This is a genomic window from Burkholderia sp. Ax-1719, assembly GCF_011753055.1.
In the GTDB taxonomy this organism is placed as follows: Bacteria; Pseudomonadota; Gammaproteobacteria; order Burkholderiales; family Burkholderiaceae; genus Paraburkholderia.
Map to the genome: position 1 here is coordinate 121,949 of NZ_VWWJ01000012.1, position 21,463 is coordinate 143,411.

A 21,463-nucleotide genomic window follows, 5' to 3' on the forward strand; every position below is an offset into this window, starting at 1 on the left:
CTATGAGCAAACCGCTTTCGCTCGCCTGTCGCGATATCGTTGTCAGGCGTGCGCACGCCTGTGTGCTCGATGGCGTGAGCTTCGGCGTGCGTGCTGGCGAACTGGTATCGCTGCTCGGCGTGAATGGCGCGGGTAAAAGCACGTTGCTGCGCGTGTTGCTCGGCCTGATTACGCCTGACGCTGGCGAAGTGCATCTGCACGGGCAACCGCTGCACCGTCACGCGCGCCGCGCCATTGCGCAGCAGGTGGCGTGGGTCCCGCAACATCATACGCCGCAGTTTCCCTATACCGTCGAGCAGATCGTCGCGCTCGGGCGGCTGCCGCATCGCGGTCTCATGCGCGCGCCGCGCGCTCAGGACCGCGAAGCCATCGCCGCCGCGCTCGACGACATGCAGGTCGCGCACCTCGCACAACGCGACTATGGCGCGCTTTCGGGCGGCGAGCGCCAGCGCGTGATGCTCGCACGCGCGCTCGCCCAGGGCGCGCGCATCCTCCTGCTGGACGAGCCGTTCGCGGGCCTCGACTATGGCCAGCATCTGCGGCTGCTTGAGCGCCTTGCGGCGCTTGCAGCCAGCGGCTATGCAATCGTCAACACCAATCATCGCCCCGACGACGCCTGCAATCTCTCCACGCGCGTCGCGCTGCTCGACAGCGGGCGCATCGTCGCCGACGGGCCGCCGCGCGACGTCCTCGATGCACCAACCGTGAGCGCGCTCTACCGCGCACCGGTCGAACAGCTCGACATCGACGGCCAGCGCTTCTTTCGCGCCGCCGCACCCGCTTCCCCACTCCCGCCTTCGCGCGTCCCCCCGAGCCACCGATGAACCATCGACATCCGTCGCGCTGCGCCGCTTTTGCGTTCGCAGCCGCATGCGCTTTCGCCGCAGCGAATAATGCCCGTGCGCAAAGCGCACAGCCCGCTTCCGCCGATACGACAAACATCAGCAAAAAAGCCGAAAAGTCGACCACGCTTCCCCCTGTCGCCGTCAGCGCCAGCGCCACGCCGGACGGTGCCAATTCTCCGCGCAGCGACAAGGCCTCGCTCGGCCCGCTGGGCACGCTCAAACGCGTGGACACGCCTTACACGGTCAACGTAGTGACGCAGGAAGTGATCGCCGATCAGCAGCTCAAGAGCATTCCGGACGCGTTGCGCCTGCTGCCTTCCGTGCAGGGCGATGGCGCGCGACCGCAAAGCCGCGGCATACAGGGCAGCGTGGTGCAGAACAGCCGCATCGACGGTCTCAACGTGGTGTCGACCACCGACTACCCGCTCGAACAGTTTGATCGCATCGAAGTCCTGAATGGTTTGGCGGGCGCGCTGTACGGTCCGGCCAATCCGGCCGGCACCTTCAACTACATCCAGAAGCGCCCCACCGATGACCGCGAGCTTCACTTCACGCTAGGTTACGGTTCACAGACGCGCTTTACGCGCGGCCTCGATGTATCGGATCGCGTGGGTCCTTCAAAGGCCATTGGCTATCGCCTCACGCTGCTCGACGAAACCGGCACCGGCTACACGGACCATAGCTCGTTGCGACGCCAGCTGGCGAGCGTCGCGTTCGACTTCCACCTTTCGCGCGATACGGTGCTGGAGGCGAACTACAGCCACTATCACTACGTGACCAAAGGCTTTCCCGCGACCTTCGCGCTGGCGAGCGGCGCGCATTTTCCGGCGGCGCTGGATCCCACCAACGCCGTCTGGGGCTCGTCCAACGGCGGCAACGACGACACCACCGACACCGGAAGTCTGCGTCTGAAACACGACTTCTCGCCGAACTGGCATCTGGAAGCGGCGGTGCTGCGCCAGATCGCCGACCGCGAATCGACCACGCCCACCAACACGATTTCCACCACGGGCAACTACACCACGACGATTTCGACCGCCACCGCCAGCCGCTTCACGATCACGAGCAATCTGCTCTATCTGCGCGGCCATGTGGAAACGGGCAGCGTGCAGCACGACATCAGCGTGGGCACGAGCGGCTTCACCTGGGACAACTTCAATCCGGTTGCGGGCGGCACGACCACGCTCGGCACCGCGAGCCTGGCAAACCCGCAGTCGTTCGCAGTGACCGGCGCGCCCGATTTCGAGCATCGTTATCAATCGGCGCAAAGTACCCAGCAGTCCTTAACGGCGAGCGACAATATCCGCTTCTCGCCGTATTGGTCGGTGCTGCTCGCGGGCAGCCAGAGCTGGCTGTCCACGCACAACTACAACGTGAAAGGCGTGCAGACAAGCGAATCGGCCAATCAGGGTCTGTCGGGCGCGGCTAGCCTGATTTTCAAGCCGCGAGAAAACCAGAGCCTTTACGTAACCTACGCGGACAGCCTCCAGCAAGGCGACACCGCGCCCGCCGGCTCGACCAACGCCGGCAATATTCTCGATCCGTATCGCAGCAAGCAGTGGGAAGTGGGCTACAAGCTCGCGCTTGCGCGTATGAACGCCTCCGTCGCGGCGTTCCGCATCACGCGGCCTTACGCTTATACACTCGCGGACGGCACCTATGGCACCGCCGGCAATCAGGTCAATCGCGGCATCGAGGTGATGCTGGACGGCAACGCCACGCGCAATCTCTCGGTGTTCGGCGGCTTTACGTGGCTCGACCCGCGTCTGTTCGATACGGGCAACGCGAGCACCGAAGGCAAGCGCATCGTGGGCCTGCCGGAGTTCGCGCTCAATGTGCTGATGCAATACAAGATCCAGCAGGTGCCGGGTCTCTTCACCAATCTCAACGTGCATTACGTGGGTGCGCGTCCCACCGACAACGCCAATAACTGGTCGGTGGGTTCGTACACCACGCTCGATCTAGGCGTGGGTTATCTCGCCGATATCATGGATCGCGCGGTCACGTTCCGCCTGTCCGTCGATAACGTCACGAATCGCCATTACTGGACCAATATCGTGCCCGGCGGTCTGAACGGCTATACGGGATCGGGCAATGCCACCGCACAACTTGGCGCGCCGCGTACGATCACCGCTTCGGTGGAGTTCGATCTATGAGGTTCATACGAATGGCGCGCGTTGCCGCGGCACTGGTGTTGAGTTCATGCGCGCTCGCCGCGCAAGCGCAGCCCAAAACCCGTATCGCCGATCTCTGGTACGCGCATAACGCCGTGGTGACGATGCTCGGTTCCGCCAGCAGTGTCGTGGCGACAGTCGCGCGTCCGCAGGCCTTGCCGTGGATGTTTCGCGTTGCTCCCGCGCTCGCCAATGCGCAACCCGTTGCGGGCGCAACCGTCAATGCGGAAGACCTGCTGCGTCTGAACGCCGATGTCGTGTTCGCCAGCAAGGGCGATCCCACCATCGGCGCAATGCGACGGCTCGGTCTCGACGTCGTGCCAGTGGGCTTCGACGATTACGACTCGATGCTTCGCTGCATCGACCTCACGGCCCAGACGCTCGACACACCGCTCGCCCGCCAGCGCGCAACCGACTATCGCGCCTATTTGCAAGCCACGTTGCGCGACATGTTGCAGGCGCTTTCCGCACACGGATCGCACACCACGCCGCGCGTGCTGCATGTGGCTTCGCTCGCGCCGCTAAAAGTGGACGGCGCCGATACGATCGTCGATCAATGGATAAGCGCGGCCGGCGCGCGCAATGCCGCTGATGGCTTGACGGGCAATCTGAAGCCGGTGTCGATCGAGCAGGTGCTGGCGTGGCATCCCGATGTCGTGATACTCGCGGCCAATGCGGGTTCGATCAACGCCTCGCCGCAGCGAGCGCTCTGGCAAACGCTCGACGCCGTGCGCGAAGGGCGCGTCTATCGCAATCCTACGGGCGTGTTCCCTTGGGACCGCTACGGTCCCGAAGCAGCGCTCGAAGTGCGCTGGGCCGCGCGGACACTGCATCCCGAAGCGTTCAAGAACTCAGCCGATGTATCGATGCAAGTGCAAACGCAGCAGTTCTACCAGCGCTTTTACGGCTACACGCTCACCGATGCGCAAGCGAAGCTTATGTTGAGCGGCGGGACTTGAGCGCTGCCGCATTGGCAGTGCGGGCCACTTCCAGCGCCAGCGCATGAAACGCCATGACCGCGCCTGACGATTCGTCGGCGCGGCTGAGCAGCAGCAAGCCCGCCGACCCTACCTCCGAAACGGGCCGATAGGTCAGGCCCGGTAACACGACCTCTTCGACCGAACGCGGCACCAGCGCCACGCCCAATCCGGCCGCCGCGAGCGCCAGCACGCTAAGCGTGCTCGACACGCGAAACGCCGGTTCCACCACGATACCCAGATGCGCGCGCAGATGAACCAGGCCCGCATCGCCATCGTCGGACGAGAACGCGATGATCTGCTCGTTGGCCAGCACCTTGAGCGGCACGCGTGCGCGTTTCGCCAAACGATGGTCCTGCGCCATCGCCACGACCATCGGCCAGTTGCCGATCCGTTCACAGCGCAGTGTGCGATGCTCCGCGAGCGGTTGCACCGTGCCGTAAGCAATATCGATATCGCCTTTCACCAGCGCATCTTCGTGCAGATTCGGCGCCATTTCCTGCACCGAAATCTCCGCGCGCGGAAAGCGCGCACGAAACTGCCTGAGCGCCCCCGTGAGCATGCCGGACAGCACCGCATTGCCCGCGAATCCCACGCGCACGCGGCCAATTTCGCCGCGCAACGAACGACGCGTCGCGTCGCGAGCGTGCTCCGCCTGGGCAAGTGTGCGGCGCGCTTCAGTCAGCAGAATTTCTCCCGCCGCAGTCAGCAACACGCCCTGACGCGTGCGCGTGAACAGCGGACCGCCCACCTCCTCTTCCAGATCGCGAATCTGCATGCTCAGTGCAGGCTGCACGATATTCAGCCGCTGCGCGGCGTGGCCGAAATGGCCGGTCTCGGCCAATGCGACGAAATAGCGTAAATGGCGCAATTCCATGACGATGATCCATCACTCAAACTGATCGAACGATCATAACAATATATTTGGATGATCGAATTCCGTCGCCCATACTGCCTTTGGAGCAATTCAGTTCCTCCCCACTTTCAAGGCACTTTCATGCAAACGACACTCGAAGACCGCCAGGCAATTTCGGATCTGATGACGGGCTGGATGCACCGCGATCTCGCGCAATGGGAGCAGCTTGCCGGCCTGTTCCACCCCGACGGCACGATCGAGGTCACCTGGTTCGAAGGACCCGCCGCCGACTTCATCGCGGGGTCGCAACGCATGGGCAAGTCCGATCTGCGCACCAAACATTTCGTCGGCCAGCCGGTCGTGCATTTCAACGGCGCGAAGGCGATCGTGGAAACCAATGCCATGATCATCGGCGAAAACATCGCGCTCGAACTGGGCTGCGTGGCGCATAGCCGCTTCTACGATCAGGTCGAAAAGCGCAATGGCGAATGGAAGATCGTTCGGCGTCAATGCATCTACGACAACGCGTATTTCACGTTTCCTTGCGGCATCGTCGAGATCGATCGCGAAGCCGCGCGCCAGTTGCCGCGTGGATACGCGGCGCTCGCGTATCTGCTGGCGCAAAGCGGCTTTCCGGTGCGGCGCGTGTTCGCGACCAAGGGCAGCGAACTTGAAGCACAGATGAAGCAGCAAGGCGAAGCCTGGCTCGCCGCTTGAGCGCGCGGGCCTGCCCGACATCGAAACCCGAATGAAAGGGACCTGTACAATCGAGGCTTGAGGTTTTTTCAATCTGTCCCTCGCGGCACGCATGCAGCTTGTCCCGTTTCCTCAGTGGGCGCGCCCTCGCGGCGCTTTGCATCTGCATGCCGGCCGCAGCCTTTAGCTGATCATTCCCGATGTCGGATATCGAATGCGCGCAGACGTCGCGCGCGAAGCAATCGAAAACTCGCAATAATGAACATTGGGCGGCCGTCTGGTCGCTCGCGCTGGGCTCGTTCGCCAGCGTCACCACCGAATTTTTGCCCGTGGGCGTGCTGCCCGAGGTGGCCCGCACCTTCAACATTTCGGACGGCCAGGCCGGGCTGATGATGACCTCGCCCGCGCTCTTCGCCGCCGTCGCCGCGCCCGGCGTGATGATGGCCGCGGGACGCATCGACCGGCGGCGCGTGTTGATCGGCCTCTCCGTGATTTTGCTTGCGGCATGTCTGCTCGCGGCCTTTGCGAACAGCTTCGCGCTGTTGCTGGTGAGCCGCGCGATGGTGGGCGCGAGTCTGGGTGCGTTCTGGTCGCTGGGCCTGGCCGTCGCGGGACGGTTGGTCGCACCGGAACATGTGCATCGCGCAGCGGGGACCATCTTCGGCGGCGCAGCGCTCGCGATGATCGTGGGTCTGCCCTTCGGCACCTTGCTCGCGGGCTTCTTTAGCTGGCGCGGCGCGTTTATCGGTGCGGGCGTGCTGGCGACCGTGGCGTTGATCGCCCAGATCGTCGTGTTGCCGCCGATGCCCGCGCAATCGAAATTACGCCTCGCAGGCTTCGCCGCATTCGCGCGGCAGCGTGAAGCGCAACTGAGTCTGGCGCTTACGCTGCTGGTGTTTATCACGCACTTCGGCGCTTACACGTATCTGATGCCGCTGCTGATCCAGGCAGGCGTATCCGGCGATACTGGCACATGGGTGCTGCTCGCCTATGGTTTCTGCGCGCTGGTCGCGAATTTCGCCGCCGGGCGTTACGTGGGCCGCAAGCTCGGCGCGGCGATGCTCGGCAATATCCTGCTGCTGGCCGCGACGCTGGCCGTTCTGCCCTCGCTGGATCACGCGCGCTTTACCGTGCTCGCGGGCGTGATGATCTGGGGCATCGCGTGGGGCGCGCTGCCGCTCTGCCTGAACGTCTGGCACCGGCGTGTACAGGGCGGCGAGAGCGAAGCCGCCGCCGCGCTCTTCACACTGGCGACGCAGGTGGCGATTGCGCTGGGTTCGGTGGTGGGCGGCGTGGTCGTCGATCATCAGAACGTGGGCGCCGATTATCGCTACTGCGCGCTGCTGGGCTTTGGCGCCGCCGCGCTGGTATGGCGCGCGCGCTCACGCAAAACTCACGTCGAAAAGGACCCCGCATGACCCAACGCGAATTGATCGTGCCGCCGCAGATGCAAGCCATTGTCGAACGCGCCGGCTACGTGCCGGCCGTGAAAGTGGGCGCGACGGTCTATTGCGCGGGACAGGTCGGGCGCACGCCCGAGCTGGAAGTGATCGCCGATCCCGAAGCGCAGTTCGTCGCCTGCTGGGAGAACCTTCGTATCGTGCTGGAAGAGGCGGGTTGCAGCTTCGATGACGTCGTCGATATGACGACGTATCACGTGCAGATGAGTGAGCACATGGCGGTCTTTCGGGAAGTGAAAGACCGTGTGTTTCCGCGCGGCACCTGCGCATGGACGGCGATCGGCGTAACCGAACTCGCGCGTTCCGGCCTGCTGGTGGAGATCAAATGCGTGGCAGTGCAGCGGGAAGAGCGTTGAACAGCGGAGGCGTCGGGCGAAGCACATCCCGACGCCGCCGCTCACGCTTCAATGCGAAGCGTGCAGATACAGATACAGCGTCGATGCCGCCACGCCGCCCAGCAGCGGGCCGACGACCGGAATCCATGCATAGCGCCAGTCGCTGTCACGCTTGCCCGGAATCGGCAGCAGCGCGTGCATGATGCGCGGCGAAAGATCGCGCGCCGGGCTCATCGCGTAGCCCGTGGGGCCGCCCAGCGAAATGCCGATGCCGAGCACCAGCAGGCCGACCGGCAGCGCGTCGAGCGCGCCCAGCCCCACTTGCGGCGCAGCCAGGTACAGCACGCCCAGAATCAGCACAAAAGTACAGATTGCTTCGGTGATGACATTGTGGCGCACGCAACGAATCGCGGGGCCCGTGCAGAACACGGCGAGCTTGAGATCCGCGTCCTCTTCATTCGCAAAGTGCTGACGATAGGCGAGCCACACGAGGAACGCGCCGGCCATGCCGCCGAGCATCTGCGCGGCAATATAACCGCCCACTTTCGACCACGCAAACTTGCCCGCCAGCGCCAGGCTGATCGTGACGATCGGGTTCAAATGCGCGCCGCTGTACGCCGCCGTCACGTAGACGGCCACGAACACGGCCATCGCCCAGCCCATGACGATGACGATCAGGTCCGCGCCGCGGCCCTTGGTTTTGGCGAGCAGCACGTTGGCGACCGCGCCGTTGCCTAGCAGCACGAGAATCGCTGTGCCGATGAATTCCGCAATATAGGGTGACATGATGGTTGTCTCACTTATTGTTCAGCGGGCATGCAGGGCCGATGCTTCGGCCCGCTGCCTGCTGGGTATTGTTGTGTGATTGGATCACTTGGGATGCCCTGTTTCTACAGCTTGACTGCCACTACTGCGCGTTGTTAATGCGCGGGGTTACTGCGCGGTGTTACTGCGAATCGTCGGCCCACGCCTTGGCGGCGCGCACCGCGCGCTGCCAGCCCGAGCGGCATGCATCGACCTGCGAAGCCGCCATGTTCGGCGCGAAACGCTTGTCCACGTGCCACTGGCCTTGCAGCTCGTCCACGTTCTTCCAGTAGCCAACCGCGAGACCCGCGAGATACGCGGCGCCCAGCGCAGTCGTTTCGGTGATCTGCGGGCGCACGGCATCCACGCCCAGCAGGTCCGCCTGGAACTGCATCAGCAGGTTGTTGGCACTTGCGCCGCCGTCCACGCGCAATTCGCCCACGCTGATGCCCGAATCCGCTTCCATCGCTGCGAGCACGTCGAGCGACTGATACGCGATCGAATCGAGCGCCGCGCGCGCCACGTGCGCCGACGTCGTGCCGCGCGTCACACCAAACAGCGAACCGCGCGCACGTGCATTCCAGTGCGGCGCGCCCAGGCCCGCGAATGCCGGCACCAGATAGACGCCGTCCGTGTGCGGCACGCTGGCAGCGAGCGCTTCGATTTCCGACGCGCTCTTGATGATGCCCATGCCGTCACGCAGCCACTGCACCACCGCGCCTGCGATAAAGATGCTGCCTTCCAGCGCGTAATTGACCTGATCGCCGATCTGCCAGGCAATGGTGGTAACGAGGTTGTTCTTCGACTCGATGGGCTTTTCACCCGTGTTCATCATCAGGAAGCAGCCCGTCCCGTAGGTGTTCTTCACCATGCCGGTGTGCGTGCACATCTGACCGAACAGCGCCGCCTGCTGGTCACCTGCGATACCCGCGAGCGGAATCTTCGAGGCAAACACCGTGGTCTTGGTCGGACCATAAATTTCGGATGACGAACGAACTTCCGGCAGCATGCTGCGCGGAATATCGAGCGCTTCGAGGAGTTCGTTGTCCCACTGGCGCGTGTGGATGTTGAACAGCATCGTGCGCGACGCGTTGGTCACGTCCGTCACATGCAGTTCGTGCTTGGTGAAGTTCCACACCAGCCAGCTATCGACCGTGCCAAATGCGAGCTTGCCTTGACGGGCCTTTTCGCGCGCGCCTTCGACGTTATCGAGAATCCAGCGGATCTTGGTGCCCGAGAAATACGAATCGATCGGCAGACCGGTCTTCGCGCGCACTTTCTCTTCCAGGCCTTGCGCCTTGAGCTGATCGCAGAAGTCGGCCGTGCGGCGGTCTTGCCAGACGATGGCGTTATAGATCGGATGACCCGTTTCGCGGTCCCACACGATGGTGGTTTCGCGCTGGTTCGTGATGCCGATGGCAGCGATGTTGGTGCCGTTCATGCCCGCGCGCGTGACGGCTTCGGCGGCGACGCCAGCCTGCGTCGACCAGATTTCCTGCGGGTCATGCTCGACCCAGCCCGGACGCGGATAAATCTGCTCGAACTCTTTCTGTGCCGTCGAAACGATGCGGCCCTGGCGGTCGAACAGCATCGCGCGCGAACTGGTGGTGCCCTGGTCGAGCGCGAGAATGTATTGTTGATCCTGCATGTCTCTCATCTCCTTCCGTACGTAGTTGTGATTCGCGACGCGCCTGTACTGCTGACGGGCGGCGCGCGATGTTGCTTACGGCATTGCTTTAATGCGGCACGGCCGTCCGCGCCTGGCTCGTGGCGAACCACGATTCGAGCGCAGCCGTCACGGCTTCCAGCGTGCCCGGCGTCACATGCAGACCGAGCTTCGAGCGGCGCCACAGCACATCCTGAGCGCAGGTTGCCCATTCGATATCGCGCAGATAACGCAGTTCGGCTTCATAGATGCCGGGGGCGATCTGCGGGCCCAGATCGTCGAGCGACTTCGCCGCGCCGATCAGACGTTCGGCGCGTGTACCGTAAGCGCGCGCATAGCGCAGCGCGAGCGGTGCAGGCAGCCAGGCAAAGCGCTTCGCAAGGCCTTCCGCGAATGGCGCGAAGCGTGCGTTGGCGATATCGCCGCCGGGCAAGGGCTTGCCGGCCGTCCACGCACCGGCGTTGCTGCCCAGTGCGCGAGCCAGCATGTCGCCGGCTTCTTCCGCGAGCTTGCGGAAGGTGGTGATCTTGCCGCCGAACACGGAGAGCAGCGGCGCGCCATTCGTGTCGTCCATTTCGAGGCGATAGTCGCGCGTCACCGCCGATGCGTTCTTCGCGCCCTCTTCCTCAAGCAGCGGACGCACGCCCGAATAGGTCCAGTGCACATCGGAGGGCGAGATCTTACGCTTGAAATAGCGATTGATCGACTCGCACAGGTAACGCGTTTCGTCGCCGTCGATCGCGACCTTGGCGGGATCGTTGCGATATTCCACATCGGTCGTGCCGATCAGCGTGAAATCGTGCTCGTAAGGAATCGCGAAAATGATGCGCTTGTCGGGATTCTGGAAGATGTAGGCATGGTCGTGCTCGAACAGGCGCTTCGTCACGATATGGCTGCCCTTCACCAGTCGCACGCTGTGCTGCGCGCCGCGTCCAAGTGCGCCATGCAGCACGTCGCCGACCCACGGACCCGCCGCGTTCGCAACAGCACGCGCGCGCACGTCGAACGTGCTGCCGTCGGCGCGGCGCAGCGTGGCTTGCCATTCGCCTTCGCCGCTTGCGTTCTTCACGCGCTGCGCGGCCACGAGTTTAGTGCGCGTGAGAATGCGCGCGCCGCGCTCCTGCGCATCGAGCGCATTGAGCACGACCAGACGCGCATCGTCCACCCAGCCGTCCGAATACACGAAGCCGCGACGGATCGAATCGATCAGCGGCGCACCCGCTGCGTGGCGGCGCATATCGATGCCGCGCGAGCCCGGCAGAAGTTCGCGCTTCGCGAGGTGATCGTAGAGAAACAGGCCAATGCGGATCAGCCAGGCCGGGCGCAGATTCGGCATGTGCGGCATCACGAAGCGCAGCGGCCACATGATGTGCGGAGCCGCGCGCAACAGCGTTTCGCGCTCCTGCAGCGCCTTGCGCACGAGGCCGAATTCCTTGTACTCGAGATAGCGCAACCCGCCGTGAATCAGCTTGGTGCTGGCCGACGAGGTATGCGAAGCCAGATCGTCCTGTTCGCAAAGGAGCACGGACAGCCCGCGCCCGGCTGCGTCGCGTGCGATGCCCGCGCCGTTGATCCCGCCGCCCACGACGAGCAGATCGTACCGATTCTCTTGAGTCACCTGCGTTTCCTGTTTGTGCCTTGAGTGGCTTCGTCTGGCATCGCTCGACGCCCTTGATCGGGCCCCATGCGCGTCCAGATACGAACCAGAAATGTTCGAATGCGAAATCTAACGAACAAAATCGAAAAAGTAAAGTTCGATCGGACGAAACTGGGAGGAAGTGGGGCAATACGGCCGTTTTCGAGCGAAAAGGGTCGGAAAACTGGGGTTTTCCCGAGGGATTGTGTTGAACGGGTGGGAGGCGGAAGGAAGAATGGTGGACTGACAGGCGCCTGTCAGAAAGCAGAACGAACACAGAAATGTTCGAATTGCTTTCGTTCGATGTTCGTTTTTATGTCAGACGGGATGCAACGGCAGGATTTACTCTGCGACGTACACCGCCGTCCCGGCCTGCGCGATGGTCTCGTCCATATCGGCGGGCAGGGGTTTATCGGTGAAGAGCGCATGAATCTGGCTCAGATGACCCTGACGTACCAGCGCGGGACGGCCGAATTTCGAATGATCGGTGACCAGATAGACGGTGCGCGCGTGCTGGATGATGGCTTCGGCCACACGCACTTCGCGCGTGTCGAAGTCGCGCAGCGTACCGTCGGTTTCGATCGCCGAGGTGCCGATGATCGCGTAATCGACCTTGAACTGGCGGATGAAATCGATCGTCAGCTCGCCCACGATGCCCTTGTCCCAAGGACGCACGATGCCGCCCGTGATGAGCACTTCGCACTCGGGATAGCCGCTCATCATGCTCGCGACGTTCAGGTTGTTCGTGATGACGCGCAGGCCGCGATGACGGTTGAGCGCGCGCGCGACCTCCTCGGTCGTCGTGCCGAGGTTGATGAACAGCGATGCCTGATCGGGAATATGCGAAGCCGCGAGTGCGCCGATACGGCGCTTTTCGTCATGGAACATCTGCTGGCGCGCACTATACGAGACGTTTTCGGCGCTGGTGGGCAGGCTCGCGCCACCGTGATAGCGGCGCAGGAGGTTCATGTCGGCGAGCCAGTTGACGTCGCGGCGAATGGTCTGCGGCGTCACGTTGAAGTGCGCGGCAAGATCGTCGACGGTCACGAAGCCGTCACGCTGCACCCATTCGAGCAGTTCCTGCTGACGCGCGTTGAGGGTGAGGCGGGGGTCTCGGGTCATTGTCTCGTTGATGGCTTGTGGAGGTCGCCGACTATTGTAAAGGCAGTCGCGCAAGCCGTTGCGCGCTATAGCAGAAGGTCAGTTGGTGCGTCTCGTCGACAAATCGATGCTGACCGCGCGCGGCTATTTTCTGGTGCGTCCACCGACTCGCTCCGAAACGCCCGCGGTGCCGATTCTCCGGCGCAGGCTGTTCAACGCATGCAGCACTGCCGCCGGGTTGTAGGTGTAAAAGGTGCGCGCGCTTTCCGGTCACTGGGTTCTCGCGCCATGCGGTCTGGGCGTGGAGCGGAAAGCCGGCATGGTGGACGAAGCGTCTTGCCAGACGTCAAGTGACTAGCGGTATTCGCGTTCCAGCGCGAGCAGGACGTGATCCAGCACCGCAGTCCACTCGCCGCGCGTGCGCTGCGTGAAGATTCGCAAGCCCGGATACCACGGACTGTCATCGCGATTTCGCAGCCAACGCCAGCAACCCGCGTATCGATTGAGCAGCCAGACGCGCTTGCCCATGGCCGCAGCGAGATGGGCCACGGACGTATCGACGGAAATGACAAGGTCTAACGACTCGATGAGCGCAGCGGTATCGGCGAAATCCTCGACGTCGTCCATCCAGTCGATGACGTTGGGATGGTGTTCACGTGATAGCTGCTTTTCGGCAGTTTCGGCTTTCTGGAGACTAATCCATTGCGCGTGCGGCCAGGCCAACAGGCGAGCCATCTCATCGACGGCAACACTGCGCCGTCGATCAAGCACCGTACCTGAATGACCACCGGCCCAGACCAGCCCGATACGAGGCCGCCTATCCGCATGCTGCGCGTTTATTCGCGTCGCCCATTCGAGCGCTACCAGGGGATTCGAACGTAGATACGGCAGGTCAGCGGGAATCGTGTCCAATCGGGTATCGAATGCCAGCGGCAGCGACAACATCGGGCAATACCAATCCCATTGCTGCAAATCGGCTGGCATTGCATTGAGCAATGTGAGGCCAGGATTTGAAGCGCAAAGTGAATCGTTCAAGAGACGGCGCAGTGGCTTGGGGCATACGAAAGCCACCGCTCTGAAGTGCGTAAGCGCCATCGGCAGGTAGCGACAGAATTGCAGCATGTCGCCCAGTCCCTGCTCGCTGAGCACGAGCAGGCGTGCGTTATTCGCCACCGTTTGACCGAGCCAGCGCGGAATGGGCAAATCGGCAGGCCTGAATGCGAAGGGACCGTCTGCCACCTGATAGGCCGCCCAGCGGTCCTCGCAATATCGCCATCCCTCGCTGAATTGCCCGGCCGCAAGCAGGGAGTGCCCTAAATTGCTGCGCGCCGCGTGGTTATCCGGATTCAGGACGACCGATTCACGCAACACCTCAATCGCACCGTTCAAATCGCCAAGTGCATTCAGACACGTACTCAAGTTGTTCCGGCATTCAGAATGAAGCGGATCGAGTGCAGCAGCCAGGCGATAGGCATTCACAGCTTGCTGCAACAGATCGCAGGATTGCAGCGCAACACCGAGGTTATAGAGCAGCATCACGATGAGATCCTGTCGACACTGATCGTGCATCGACAGTCCCGCGCGGGCGCTTTCGGCGGCAGACGCAAAAGCGCCCTTCCTCGTTTGAATCACGCACAGGCTGTTATAGAAAAGCGGATGCGGCTTCAAGCGGATAACCTGTGTCAGCCAGATTTCAGCCTGTTCGAGGTCATTCTGCTTGAGCGCGATCTGGCCGCGCAAATGCATTGCGTCGTAGTGCTGCGGATCGTGTGGCAGAACGTTTTCGAGATGATGGAGAGCAGCTGCGAATTCACCCGTTGTATAGGCGCGGAATGCCTTTTCGAAGGAAAGCTGGATGTGGTCAGATGACATCATCGTGGGAAAAAGCTGGAAATTCGCCTGCTCCCGGGACGTAAAAAACGTCGAGCGGCATGGAACACCTTCTGCGTGCCAACAATGGTAAGTGAGCGTGGGGACTTCACTCGCGAACCGACTGCTCTGAAACCTGATGTCAGTCAGGTTCACGTGTATAACATCACGCGGGCAAGAGGCGCGCGTTGCAAGCAACCGAGAACCGAGATAGCAGCCCGTAGTCAGCATGTTCTGGATGTTCAGCACACAACTCATCAGTCATCCTATCAAGTCGATGGATTGTCACGATCCGGTGGCCGCGATACGAGCGGGCTAAACCTGACCAATCCGCAACATTGAAAATGCACGGAATGATTGTTAGCCGCTGTCAATGCTTCAATCTCGCAATGAATTGAACTAAAGACAATTAGAAAGCAATGTGAAAGGTATTTTCTCGACAGCCCCCTGCCGTCGCCTCCCCGATACCCTCCTCGCCCTTCCCGCCAGAAGGGTAAATACCGACAAAATCCCTTCGCGGCAGAAAGCAACCAGAAGGGCAGCCTTTCTTATACTGGCGACCAATCCCAGACTACCGGCGGCCTGCCACGGCGCCGCCGGAGCGCCGTCCATCACGAGGAGACACGTTCCCATGCCTTTTCGCGCCCAGCATCCCGGTCGCGCCCTGCTGCTCTGCCTCGCGGTTCTCGCGGCGGCGGCGGGCACCAGCGCGCCGGCGTGGGCCGAAACGGGGACGGACGCGCCTCAGCCGGCCGCACCTGAGCCCACCGCACCCATCCGGTTGATGATGGGCGGCATGGCCAAGATCGTCTATCTGCCGGCCGTGCTGGCCGCGCGCCTGGGCTATTTCCGCGACGAAGGTCTCGATGTCCAGGTCGTGGGCGGCCCCGCGGGCATCGACACCTCCACGGAACTGATCGCTGGCGCCATCGAAGGCGCTGTCGGCTTCTACGATCACACGCTCGATCTGCAAAGCCGCGGCCAGGACGTGCTGTCGGTGGTGGTGTTCCAGCGCGCCCTCGGCCTCGCCGAGCTGGCCTCCACGCGCTCCGAAGGCGGCCGCGCCATGGCGCGCTCGGGCTCGATGCGCGACGCCAAAGGGCAGCGTCTGGGCGTGACGGGCTTTGGCTCCTCGACCTGGGTGGTCACGCGCTATCTGGCGGCGGGCGCGGGCGTCGCGCCGGGCGACTACACGATCGTGCCGCTCGCCTCCGACACGCGCTTTATCGAAGCCCTCCAGCAAGGCAGCATCGACGCGGGCATGGTCGAGGAACCCACGGCCACGCGCCTGCTGTCGAGCGGCGCGGCCAAAATGGTCGCCGACATGCGCAGCGTGGAAGGTTCGCAGCGCTGGCTGGGCGGCCCGTACGCGGGCGCCTGCCTGTACATGCGCCGCAGCTGGGTGGACGCCCATCCGCATGAAACCGCGCAACTCGCGCATGCGCTGGTGCGTGCGCTGCGTTATCTCGATACGCACAACGCACAGCAGATCGCCGACTCACTCCCGTCCGAGCTGACCGGCAGCGACCGCGCCGGCTACGTGCAGGCGCTCGCCGCCGCGCAACCGGCGTTCTCGCGCGACGGCCAGATGCCCGGAGGCGCGCCGCAAAGCGTGCTGCGCGTGCTGATCGGATCCGGTTCCGGGGTGAGCGCGCGACACGTCGATCTCGCGAAGACCTACACCAACAACTTCGTCGCGGGCGCGCAGTCCGATGCGCTCAAGGGCGCGCCGTAGCGCTCGCCCGCCGATTCCAGCGAAAACCCTTTAGCACCGAATGCAGCCACAAGGCGAGCAACCCGGCGGTCTGCCGACTCACGGCGACCCGCTGCGGCCCCGCTCGTCTCTCATCAAAGGATGTCCATCATGTCTACTGCCACCAACGCCGTACCGGGCGAATCGAAAGGCCGCACCGTGTTCCGCGCGGTCAGCGGCAATTTCCTCGAAATGTACGACTTCATGGTGTACGGCTATTACGCCGCCGCCATCGGCGCGGCGTATTTCCCGGCCGGCAACGAGTTCGTTTCGCTGATGCTGGCGTTCTCCGTGTTCGGCGCAGGCTTCCTGATGCGCCCGCTCGGCGCAATCGTGCTGGGCGCGTACATGGACCGTCACGGCCGCCGCAAGGGCCTCATCATGTCGCTCACGCTGATGGCGATCGGCACGATGTGCGTGGCCTTCGTGCCTGGCTACGCCACCATCGGGCTGCTCGCTCCGGCGCTGGTGCTGGTCGGCCGTCTGCTGCAGGGTTTCTCGGCAGGCGCTGAACTGGGCGGCGTGTCGGTCTATCTCGCCGAAATCGCCACCAAGGGCAACCGCGGCTTCTTCTGCGCGTGGCAGTCGGCCAGCCAGCAGGTGGCGGTTGTGTTCGCCGCCGCGCTGGGCGTGCTGCTCAACAGCGTCGTGCCCGTCCATCAGATGAACAGCTGGGGCTGGCGCGTGCCGTTCGTGATCGGCTGCATGATCGTGCCCTTCCTCGTCTATATCCGCCGCACGCTGCGCGAAACCGATGAATTCGAAGCGCGCCGCCATCATCCGAGCCTGCGCGAAATCACCCGCGCGATCGTCGCGAACTACGGCATCGTGCTCGCGGGCATGGGCCTCGTCATCATGACGACGACCTCGTTCTACCTGATCACGGCCTACACGCCCACCTTCGGCAAGGTCGAACTGAAGCTGTCCTCGCTCGACGCGCTGCTGGTGACGGTGTGCGTGGGCGTGTCGAACTTCATCTGGCTGCCGATCGCGGGCGCCGTGTCGGATCGCGTCGGCCGTGCGCCGGTACTGATCGCCTGCACCGCGCTGACCGTGTTCACGGCTTATCCGGCGATGCAGTGGCTGGTGGGCGCGCCGTCGTTCGCCACGCTGCTGGTGGTCGAGCTGTGGCTTTCGACGCTCTATGCGTGGTACAACGGTGCGATGGTCGTCGCGCTGACCGAGCTGATGCCGGTCCACGTGCGCACCACGGGCTTCTCCATGGCGTACAGCCTTGCGACGCTGGTGGGCGGTTTCACGCCGGCCATTTCGACGTGGCTCATCCACACGACCGGCGACAAGGCCGCGCCCGGCGCCTGGATGAGCGTCGCCGCCGTGTGCGGCATGGTGGCGACCCTGTTCCTCTACCGCTCGAAAGTGGCCCGCGAACAGTACAAGACGGCCTGATCCGTTACGCAAATCAGTAAATACGCATGAGACTGCTGCTCGTCGAAGACAACGAACAACTCGCGCACTGGCTGGTGCGCACGCTTAGCGACGACGGTTTCATGCTGGACCACGTCGGCGATGGCGAGGCCGCGGAAGATGCGCTGCGCGCCTCGACCTACGATGTGGTGCTGCTCGATCTGAACCTGCCGCGCATGTCCGGCAAGGCGCTGCTGCGCCGCATGCGTGGCCGCGGCGACGCCACGCCCGTGCTGATCCTCACCGCCACGGGCGCCATCGACGAAAAAGTGGTGTGTCTGGGCGCAGGCGCGGACGACTACATCGTCAAGCCCTTCGATGCGCGTGAGCTGGTGGCGCGCGTCAAGGTGCTGGCGCGCCGCCAGGCGCCCTCGCGCTCCAACCGCATCCGCTGCGGCAACCTGCTCTACGACATGGACAGCCGCCGCTTTTATGTCGAAGAAGACGCGCTCACGCTCACGCCGCGCGAACATGCCGTGCTGGAAACGCTGATCCTGCGCGCGAAAAAGACCGTCTCGAAGGCCACGCTGGCCGAATCCGTCTCCGACGCCGACGCGCCCACCAGCGAAGACGCCATCGAAATCTATGTTTCGCGTCTGCGCAAGAAGCTCGAAAAGAGCACGGCGACCATCATCACGCTGCGCGGCCTCGGCTATCTGCTCGAAGATGCCGAAGCGGACGAATAACCCTCCCCTTTCCTTCGCCGACGAGGCCCGCGCATGAGGCCAACCGCATGAGGCCCACCAATAGCCTGCGCGTGCGTCTGCTGCTCTGGCTCGTGCTGCCGATGACGCTCTTCATCGCGGCAGCTGGGCTGATTACGCGCGGCAACGCCTGGCGCACCGCCAATCTGCTGCAGGACGACGCGCTGCTGTCGGCGGCGCGCGTGATGGCGGGCGACATCGGCTGGGAAGGCAATGCGCTGAGCGCCTCGATCTCGCCAAGCGCCATCGAAATCCTGCGCACGCCGCATCGCGATCAGGTGTTCTTCCGCGTGCAGGAAATCGGCGGGCCGATCATCGCGGGCACCTCGGATTTTCCGCAGCATGTGCCGGCGACTTCGCCGCAGTGGTACGACGCCGAAGTCAACGGCACGCCGATCCGCGCGGTCTCGCTGATCCGTCCGATGTACGACGCGGGCGCAACGCGCCGCGTGATCGTGTCGGTCGGGCGCACGCTGGATGAGCGCGACGCCATGGCGGGCGCGCTCTGGCGGCCGCAGATGTTCTATTTCGCGGGCATCGTCACGGCGGCGGTAATCCTCGTATGCGTCGGGCTGACGCTCGAATTGCGCCCGATTACACGCCTTGCGCGCGGGCTGCCGCAGCGCGTGCGCAATTCTCCCAGCATGGCGTCGGTGCGTATCGACGTCGAACCGCTGCGCACCGAGCTGCGGCCCATCGTCAGCGCCTTCAACGCCTGCCTCGATCTGATCGAGCGCCAGACCGCCATGCAGCGCCGCTTTATCGCCGATGCCGCACATCAACTGCGCACGCCGCTCACGCTGCTCGGCACGCAGTTGCAGTACGCGCGCCGCCAGCAGGACCCCGAACGCCTGCACGAAACGCTCACGGCGATGCATCAAAGCAACCGCTCGCTGGTAGGGCTCACCAATCAGCTGCTCACGCTCGCGCAGGCCGAATCGGCGGATTACACGCAATTTGAAGGCGTGAGCGTCGATATGCGCGCCGTTGCGACCGGCGTGATCGAACAGCTCGCACTGCTCGCGCAACGTCGCCGCGTTGAACTGGTCGCCACGCTCGCGCCGCACGCCGAAGTGGTCGGCAACGAACAACTGCTTTCCGTGCTGGTGTTCAATCTGGTCGATAACGCGATCCGCTATTCGCCCGAAGGCGGCACGGTGGCCGTGACGCTCACGGCGGGCGAGCAGCCGCCGGTGCTCAGCGTGACCGATGAAGGCGCGGGTATCGCCGATGCCTTGCGCGACAAGGTGTTCGAGCCGTTCTTCCGCGCCTCGACCTTGCCAGGCAGCGGCCTGGGTCTCGCGATCGTGCGGGAAATCGCCCGCGCGCATGGGGCGGAAGTCAGGCTCGAACATGGGCCGCAGGATCGCGGTACGGTGGCCGTGGTGGAGTTCGCAGCGCGATAAGGGCTGCGGCTTCCGGCCCTCGCTTTACCCTTGCCTCACCCGCTCGTTGCCTCTGCCTTTCCGCCGCTTACCAACGCCCCCTGGACGCGGGCGAACGGCATACGATGGCGCCAAATTATTCGCGTTCCCATCATTGCCAGGGGCATCTCATGACTATCAGCGTGGCCGCCGGTTCGAACGGCGACTCCACTTCGTTCTACGCGCTCTGGACGTCGAAGCAGAATCCCGACGATTCGGCGTCGTCAGGCGACACGCTGACGGCGTCCGGTGACGGCTCGTCGGGTCTCGAAAGCAATTCCAGCGCCGATCCGCTCGCCCAGGCCGTCGCCGACGCGCTCAATTCGCTCGGCACCGATAGCGACAGCGATGACGGTTCGTACGACGATTTCGGCGACCTCACGGACAACAACGCCACGGCCGCCGACAAACTCGCCGCGCTCCAGCAGTTTCTCGGCTCATTGTTTCAGGCGGCCGCGCAGCAAAGCGGCACGGTGAGCGGCAGCGACGTCACGTATAGCGGCGATCTGGCTTCGGCCGTGTCGGGGCTGGCGCAAGCGGCGTCGTCCTCGGACAGCGCGAACGGCGCGAACAGCGATCTCGCCGCCAGCTACGACAATCTGCTCGATACGCTGGGCGTAAATTCGGACGACCCGCTCGAGGATCCCGCGATGGACCTTCAGCAGTTTCTTTCGACGCTCGCGAGCAATCTGCAGGCGCAAGGCGCCTCGTCGGTGAGCGGGCTCTTTATCGACGTTTCCGCCTGATTCGGGCCTGATTCGGGCCGCTGCGCTCAACGCAGCGGCCTCACGATGTCTCGGTGGTACCTGTCGCGCCGGGCGGTCTCGCCGGCGCGCTTTTTTTGGCCCCACACTTGCGGCGTCGGTCTAGGCGGATATATCCGCCAGCGCCTCCGGCACCTGCGCCGGATCGGGCACGAACACATAGCCTTTACCGCGCACGGTATGGATGTAGCGCGGCGCAGTCGGATCCTCTTCGATCACGCGACGCAGCCGCCAGATCGGCACATCGAGACTGCGTTCGCGGAATTCACGCGCGTCGCGATGCACGATGTCGTGAATCAGCGTGCGCGTGAGCACCTTGTAGGGATGCGTGGCGAAAATCTTGAGCAGGGCGAATTCGCTTTCGCGCAGCGGTATCAGGCTCTGCTCGCGCGACAGCGTACGCATCGTGAAGTCGAGTTCGAACGGGCCGAACTGATAGCGCGTACGCACTTCGGGCGCGCTCGCCGTGGACGGTCCGCGACGCCGCAGGATGTTCTGGATGCGCACCAGCAATTCCTGCGGATCGAAGGGCTTGGGCAGATAGTCGTCCGCGCCCAGCGTGAGGCCGCGAATGCGGTCGGTCACGCTGCCGCGCGCACTCACGAAAATCACGGGAATATCGTCGCCGGCCGCGCGCAAGGCGGCAATGGCTTCGAGACCGTCGGTCAGCGGCATCATGATGTCCAGCACGACGATCGAGGGACGTTCGCGTTCGAGGCGGCGCAACAGATGCTTGCCATCGTGCAGGACCGCCGTATCGAATTGATGCGAGCGCAGGAAACGGCTCAGCAGATCGCGCACGACGGGATCGTCGTCGACGATAAGGACACAGGGCTTCATGCGCGAATTCTATAGCAGCGTCCGTGCCCGCAAGAGGCCTGTTCCCTTACCCTTCCTTTCCCTGCGCGCGCAACGTTGTTCCAAAAGCTGCAATGTTCAGCCGCAAAACGTCAGGCCTGACAACAATGCGAGCA

General features: G+C 63.6%; 18 protein-coding genes and 1 pseudogene. 12 read left to right on the plus strand and 7 right to left on the minus strand.

The genetic code is table 11. The features are described 5' to 3' along the window. Positions 1 to 2 precede the first annotated feature (2 nt). The 3 genes from F3J17_RS21195 to F3J17_RS21205 are packed head-to-tail and all read left to right on the plus strand — an operon-like array spanning position 3 to position 3,978. On the plus strand, positions 3 to 824 hold the full coding sequence (locus tag F3J17_RS21195; RefSeq protein ID WP_167063177.1) for an ABC transporter ATP-binding protein: 822 nt from the start codon (positions 3 to 5) through the stop codon (positions 822 to 824). Next, positions 821 to 3,001 (plus strand): TonB-dependent siderophore receptor, encoded by a 2,181-nt coding sequence (locus F3J17_RS21200; protein ID WP_167063179.1) that lies wholly within the window; start codon positions 821 to 823, stop codon positions 2,999 to 3,001. Before F3J17_RS21195 ends, F3J17_RS21200 begins: the two co-directional genes overlap by 4 nt. After that, the gene (locus F3J17_RS21205) at positions 2,998 to 3,978 is read left to right on the plus strand and encodes an ABC transporter substrate-binding protein (protein ID WP_205194888.1); all 981 of its coding nucleotides are present in this window, start codon (positions 2,998 to 3,000) and stop codon (positions 3,976 to 3,978) included. The genes F3J17_RS21200 and F3J17_RS21205 overlap by 4 nt, the downstream gene beginning before the upstream one ends. Here F3J17_RS21205 and F3J17_RS21210 read toward each other — a convergent pair. Further along, complete coding sequence (locus F3J17_RS21210) at positions 3,956 to 4,873, minus strand: LysR substrate-binding domain-containing protein (RefSeq protein ID WP_167063182.1); 918 nt, start codon at positions 4,871 to 4,873, stop codon at positions 3,956 to 3,958. The two genes, F3J17_RS21205 and F3J17_RS21210, sit on opposite strands and share 23 nt — an antisense overlap. 120 nt (positions 4,874 to 4,993) lie before the next feature. Between F3J17_RS21210 and F3J17_RS21215 the strand changes: the two genes are divergently transcribed. The 3 genes from F3J17_RS21215 to F3J17_RS21225 all read left to right on the plus strand — a co-directional run bounded on the left by F3J17_RS21215 (position 4,994) and on the right by F3J17_RS21225 (position 7,364). Continuing rightward, the gene (locus tag F3J17_RS21215) at positions 4,994 to 5,569 is read left to right on the plus strand and encodes a nuclear transport factor 2 family protein (protein ID WP_167063185.1); all 576 of its coding nucleotides are present in this window, start codon (positions 4,994 to 4,996) and stop codon (positions 5,567 to 5,569) included. A 179-nt stretch (positions 5,570 to 5,748) separates the two neighbouring features. Further along, a complete protein-coding gene (locus tag F3J17_RS21220) occupies positions 5,749 to 6,966 on the plus strand; it encodes an MFS transporter (protein WP_167063188.1) in 1,218 nt (405 codons plus the stop codon). After that, positions 6,963 to 7,364 (plus strand): RidA family protein, encoded by a 402-nt coding sequence (locus F3J17_RS21225; protein ID WP_167063191.1) that lies wholly within the window; start codon positions 6,963 to 6,965, stop codon positions 7,362 to 7,364. Before F3J17_RS21220 ends, F3J17_RS21225 begins: the two co-directional genes overlap by 4 nt. Before the next feature lie 48 nt (positions 7,365 to 7,412). Here the strand turns inward: F3J17_RS21225 and F3J17_RS21230 are convergent, their stop codons facing one another. The 4 genes from F3J17_RS21230 to F3J17_RS21245 all read right to left on the minus strand — a co-directional run bounded on the left by F3J17_RS21230 (position 7,413) and on the right by F3J17_RS21245 (position 12,571). After that, a complete protein-coding gene (locus F3J17_RS21230; RefSeq protein WP_103704386.1) occupies positions 7,413 to 8,129 on the minus strand; it encodes an MIP/aquaporin family protein in 717 nt (238 codons plus the stop codon). Positions 8,130 to 8,289: 160 nt separating this feature from the next. Further along, positions 8,290 to 9,795 (minus strand): glycerol kinase GlpK, encoded by a 1,506-nt coding sequence (gene glpK / locus F3J17_RS21235; protein WP_167063194.1) that lies wholly within the window; start codon positions 9,793 to 9,795, stop codon positions 8,290 to 8,292. 88 nt (positions 9,796 to 9,883) lie between these two features. After that, the gene (gene glpD, locus F3J17_RS21240) at positions 9,884 to 11,431 is read right to left on the minus strand and encodes a glycerol-3-phosphate dehydrogenase (protein WP_167063197.1); all 1,548 of its coding nucleotides are present in this window, start codon (positions 11,429 to 11,431) and stop codon (positions 9,884 to 9,886) included. 360 nt (positions 11,432 to 11,791) lie between these two features. Then, complete coding sequence (locus tag F3J17_RS21245) at positions 11,792 to 12,571, minus strand: DeoR/GlpR family DNA-binding transcription regulator (RefSeq protein ID WP_167063200.1); 780 nt, start codon at positions 12,569 to 12,571, stop codon at positions 11,792 to 11,794. Positions 12,572 to 12,638: 67 nt separating this feature from the next. On the opposite strand from F3J17_RS21245, the pseudogene F3J17_RS36300 reads away from it, so the two are divergent. After that, a pseudogene (locus tag F3J17_RS36300) lies at positions 12,639 to 12,794 on the plus strand (LysR family transcriptional regulator); the annotation flags it as partial. Positions 12,795 to 12,904: 110 nt separating this feature from the next. On the opposite strand, the gene F3J17_RS21250 reads toward F3J17_RS36300, so the two are convergent. Then, complete coding sequence (locus tag F3J17_RS21250) at positions 12,905 to 14,575, minus strand: tetratricopeptide repeat-containing glycosyltransferase family protein (RefSeq protein ID WP_345891225.1); 1,671 nt, start codon at positions 14,573 to 14,575, stop codon at positions 12,905 to 12,907. A gap of 475 nt (positions 14,576 to 15,050) precedes the next feature. Here F3J17_RS21250 and F3J17_RS21255 point away from each other — a divergent pair, with 475 nt between their 5' ends. From F3J17_RS21255 to F3J17_RS21275, 5 genes are all read left to right on the plus strand, one after another. Continuing rightward, complete coding sequence (locus F3J17_RS21255; RefSeq protein WP_167063203.1) at positions 15,051 to 16,154, plus strand: ABC transporter substrate-binding protein; 1,104 nt, start codon at positions 15,051 to 15,053, stop codon at positions 16,152 to 16,154. A gap of 129 nt (positions 16,155 to 16,283) precedes the next feature. Continuing rightward, the gene (locus F3J17_RS21260) at positions 16,284 to 17,579 is read left to right on the plus strand and encodes an MFS transporter (protein ID WP_167063206.1); all 1,296 of its coding nucleotides are present in this window, start codon (positions 16,284 to 16,286) and stop codon (positions 17,577 to 17,579) included. Between the two features lie 26 nt (positions 17,580 to 17,605). Continuing rightward, a complete protein-coding gene (locus tag F3J17_RS21265) occupies positions 17,606 to 18,283 on the plus strand; it encodes a response regulator transcription factor (protein ID WP_167063209.1) in 678 nt (225 codons plus the stop codon). Between the two features lie 47 nt (positions 18,284 to 18,330). After that, positions 18,331 to 19,707, plus strand: coding sequence for a sensor histidine kinase (locus tag F3J17_RS21270; protein WP_167063212.1), 1,377 nt, complete (start codon positions 18,331 to 18,333; stop codon positions 19,705 to 19,707). 149 nt (positions 19,708 to 19,856) lie between these two features. After that, positions 19,857 to 20,471, plus strand: coding sequence for a hypothetical protein (locus F3J17_RS21275; RefSeq protein WP_167063215.1), 615 nt, complete (start codon positions 19,857 to 19,859; stop codon positions 20,469 to 20,471). A 120-nt stretch (positions 20,472 to 20,591) separates the two neighbouring features. On the opposite strand, the gene F3J17_RS21280 is transcribed toward F3J17_RS21275, so the two are convergent. Beyond that, entirely contained in the window at positions 20,592 to 21,329 is a 738-nt protein-coding gene (locus tag F3J17_RS21280; protein ID WP_167063218.1) for a response regulator, read from the minus strand. Between the last annotated feature and the right edge of the window lie 134 nt (positions 21,330 to 21,463).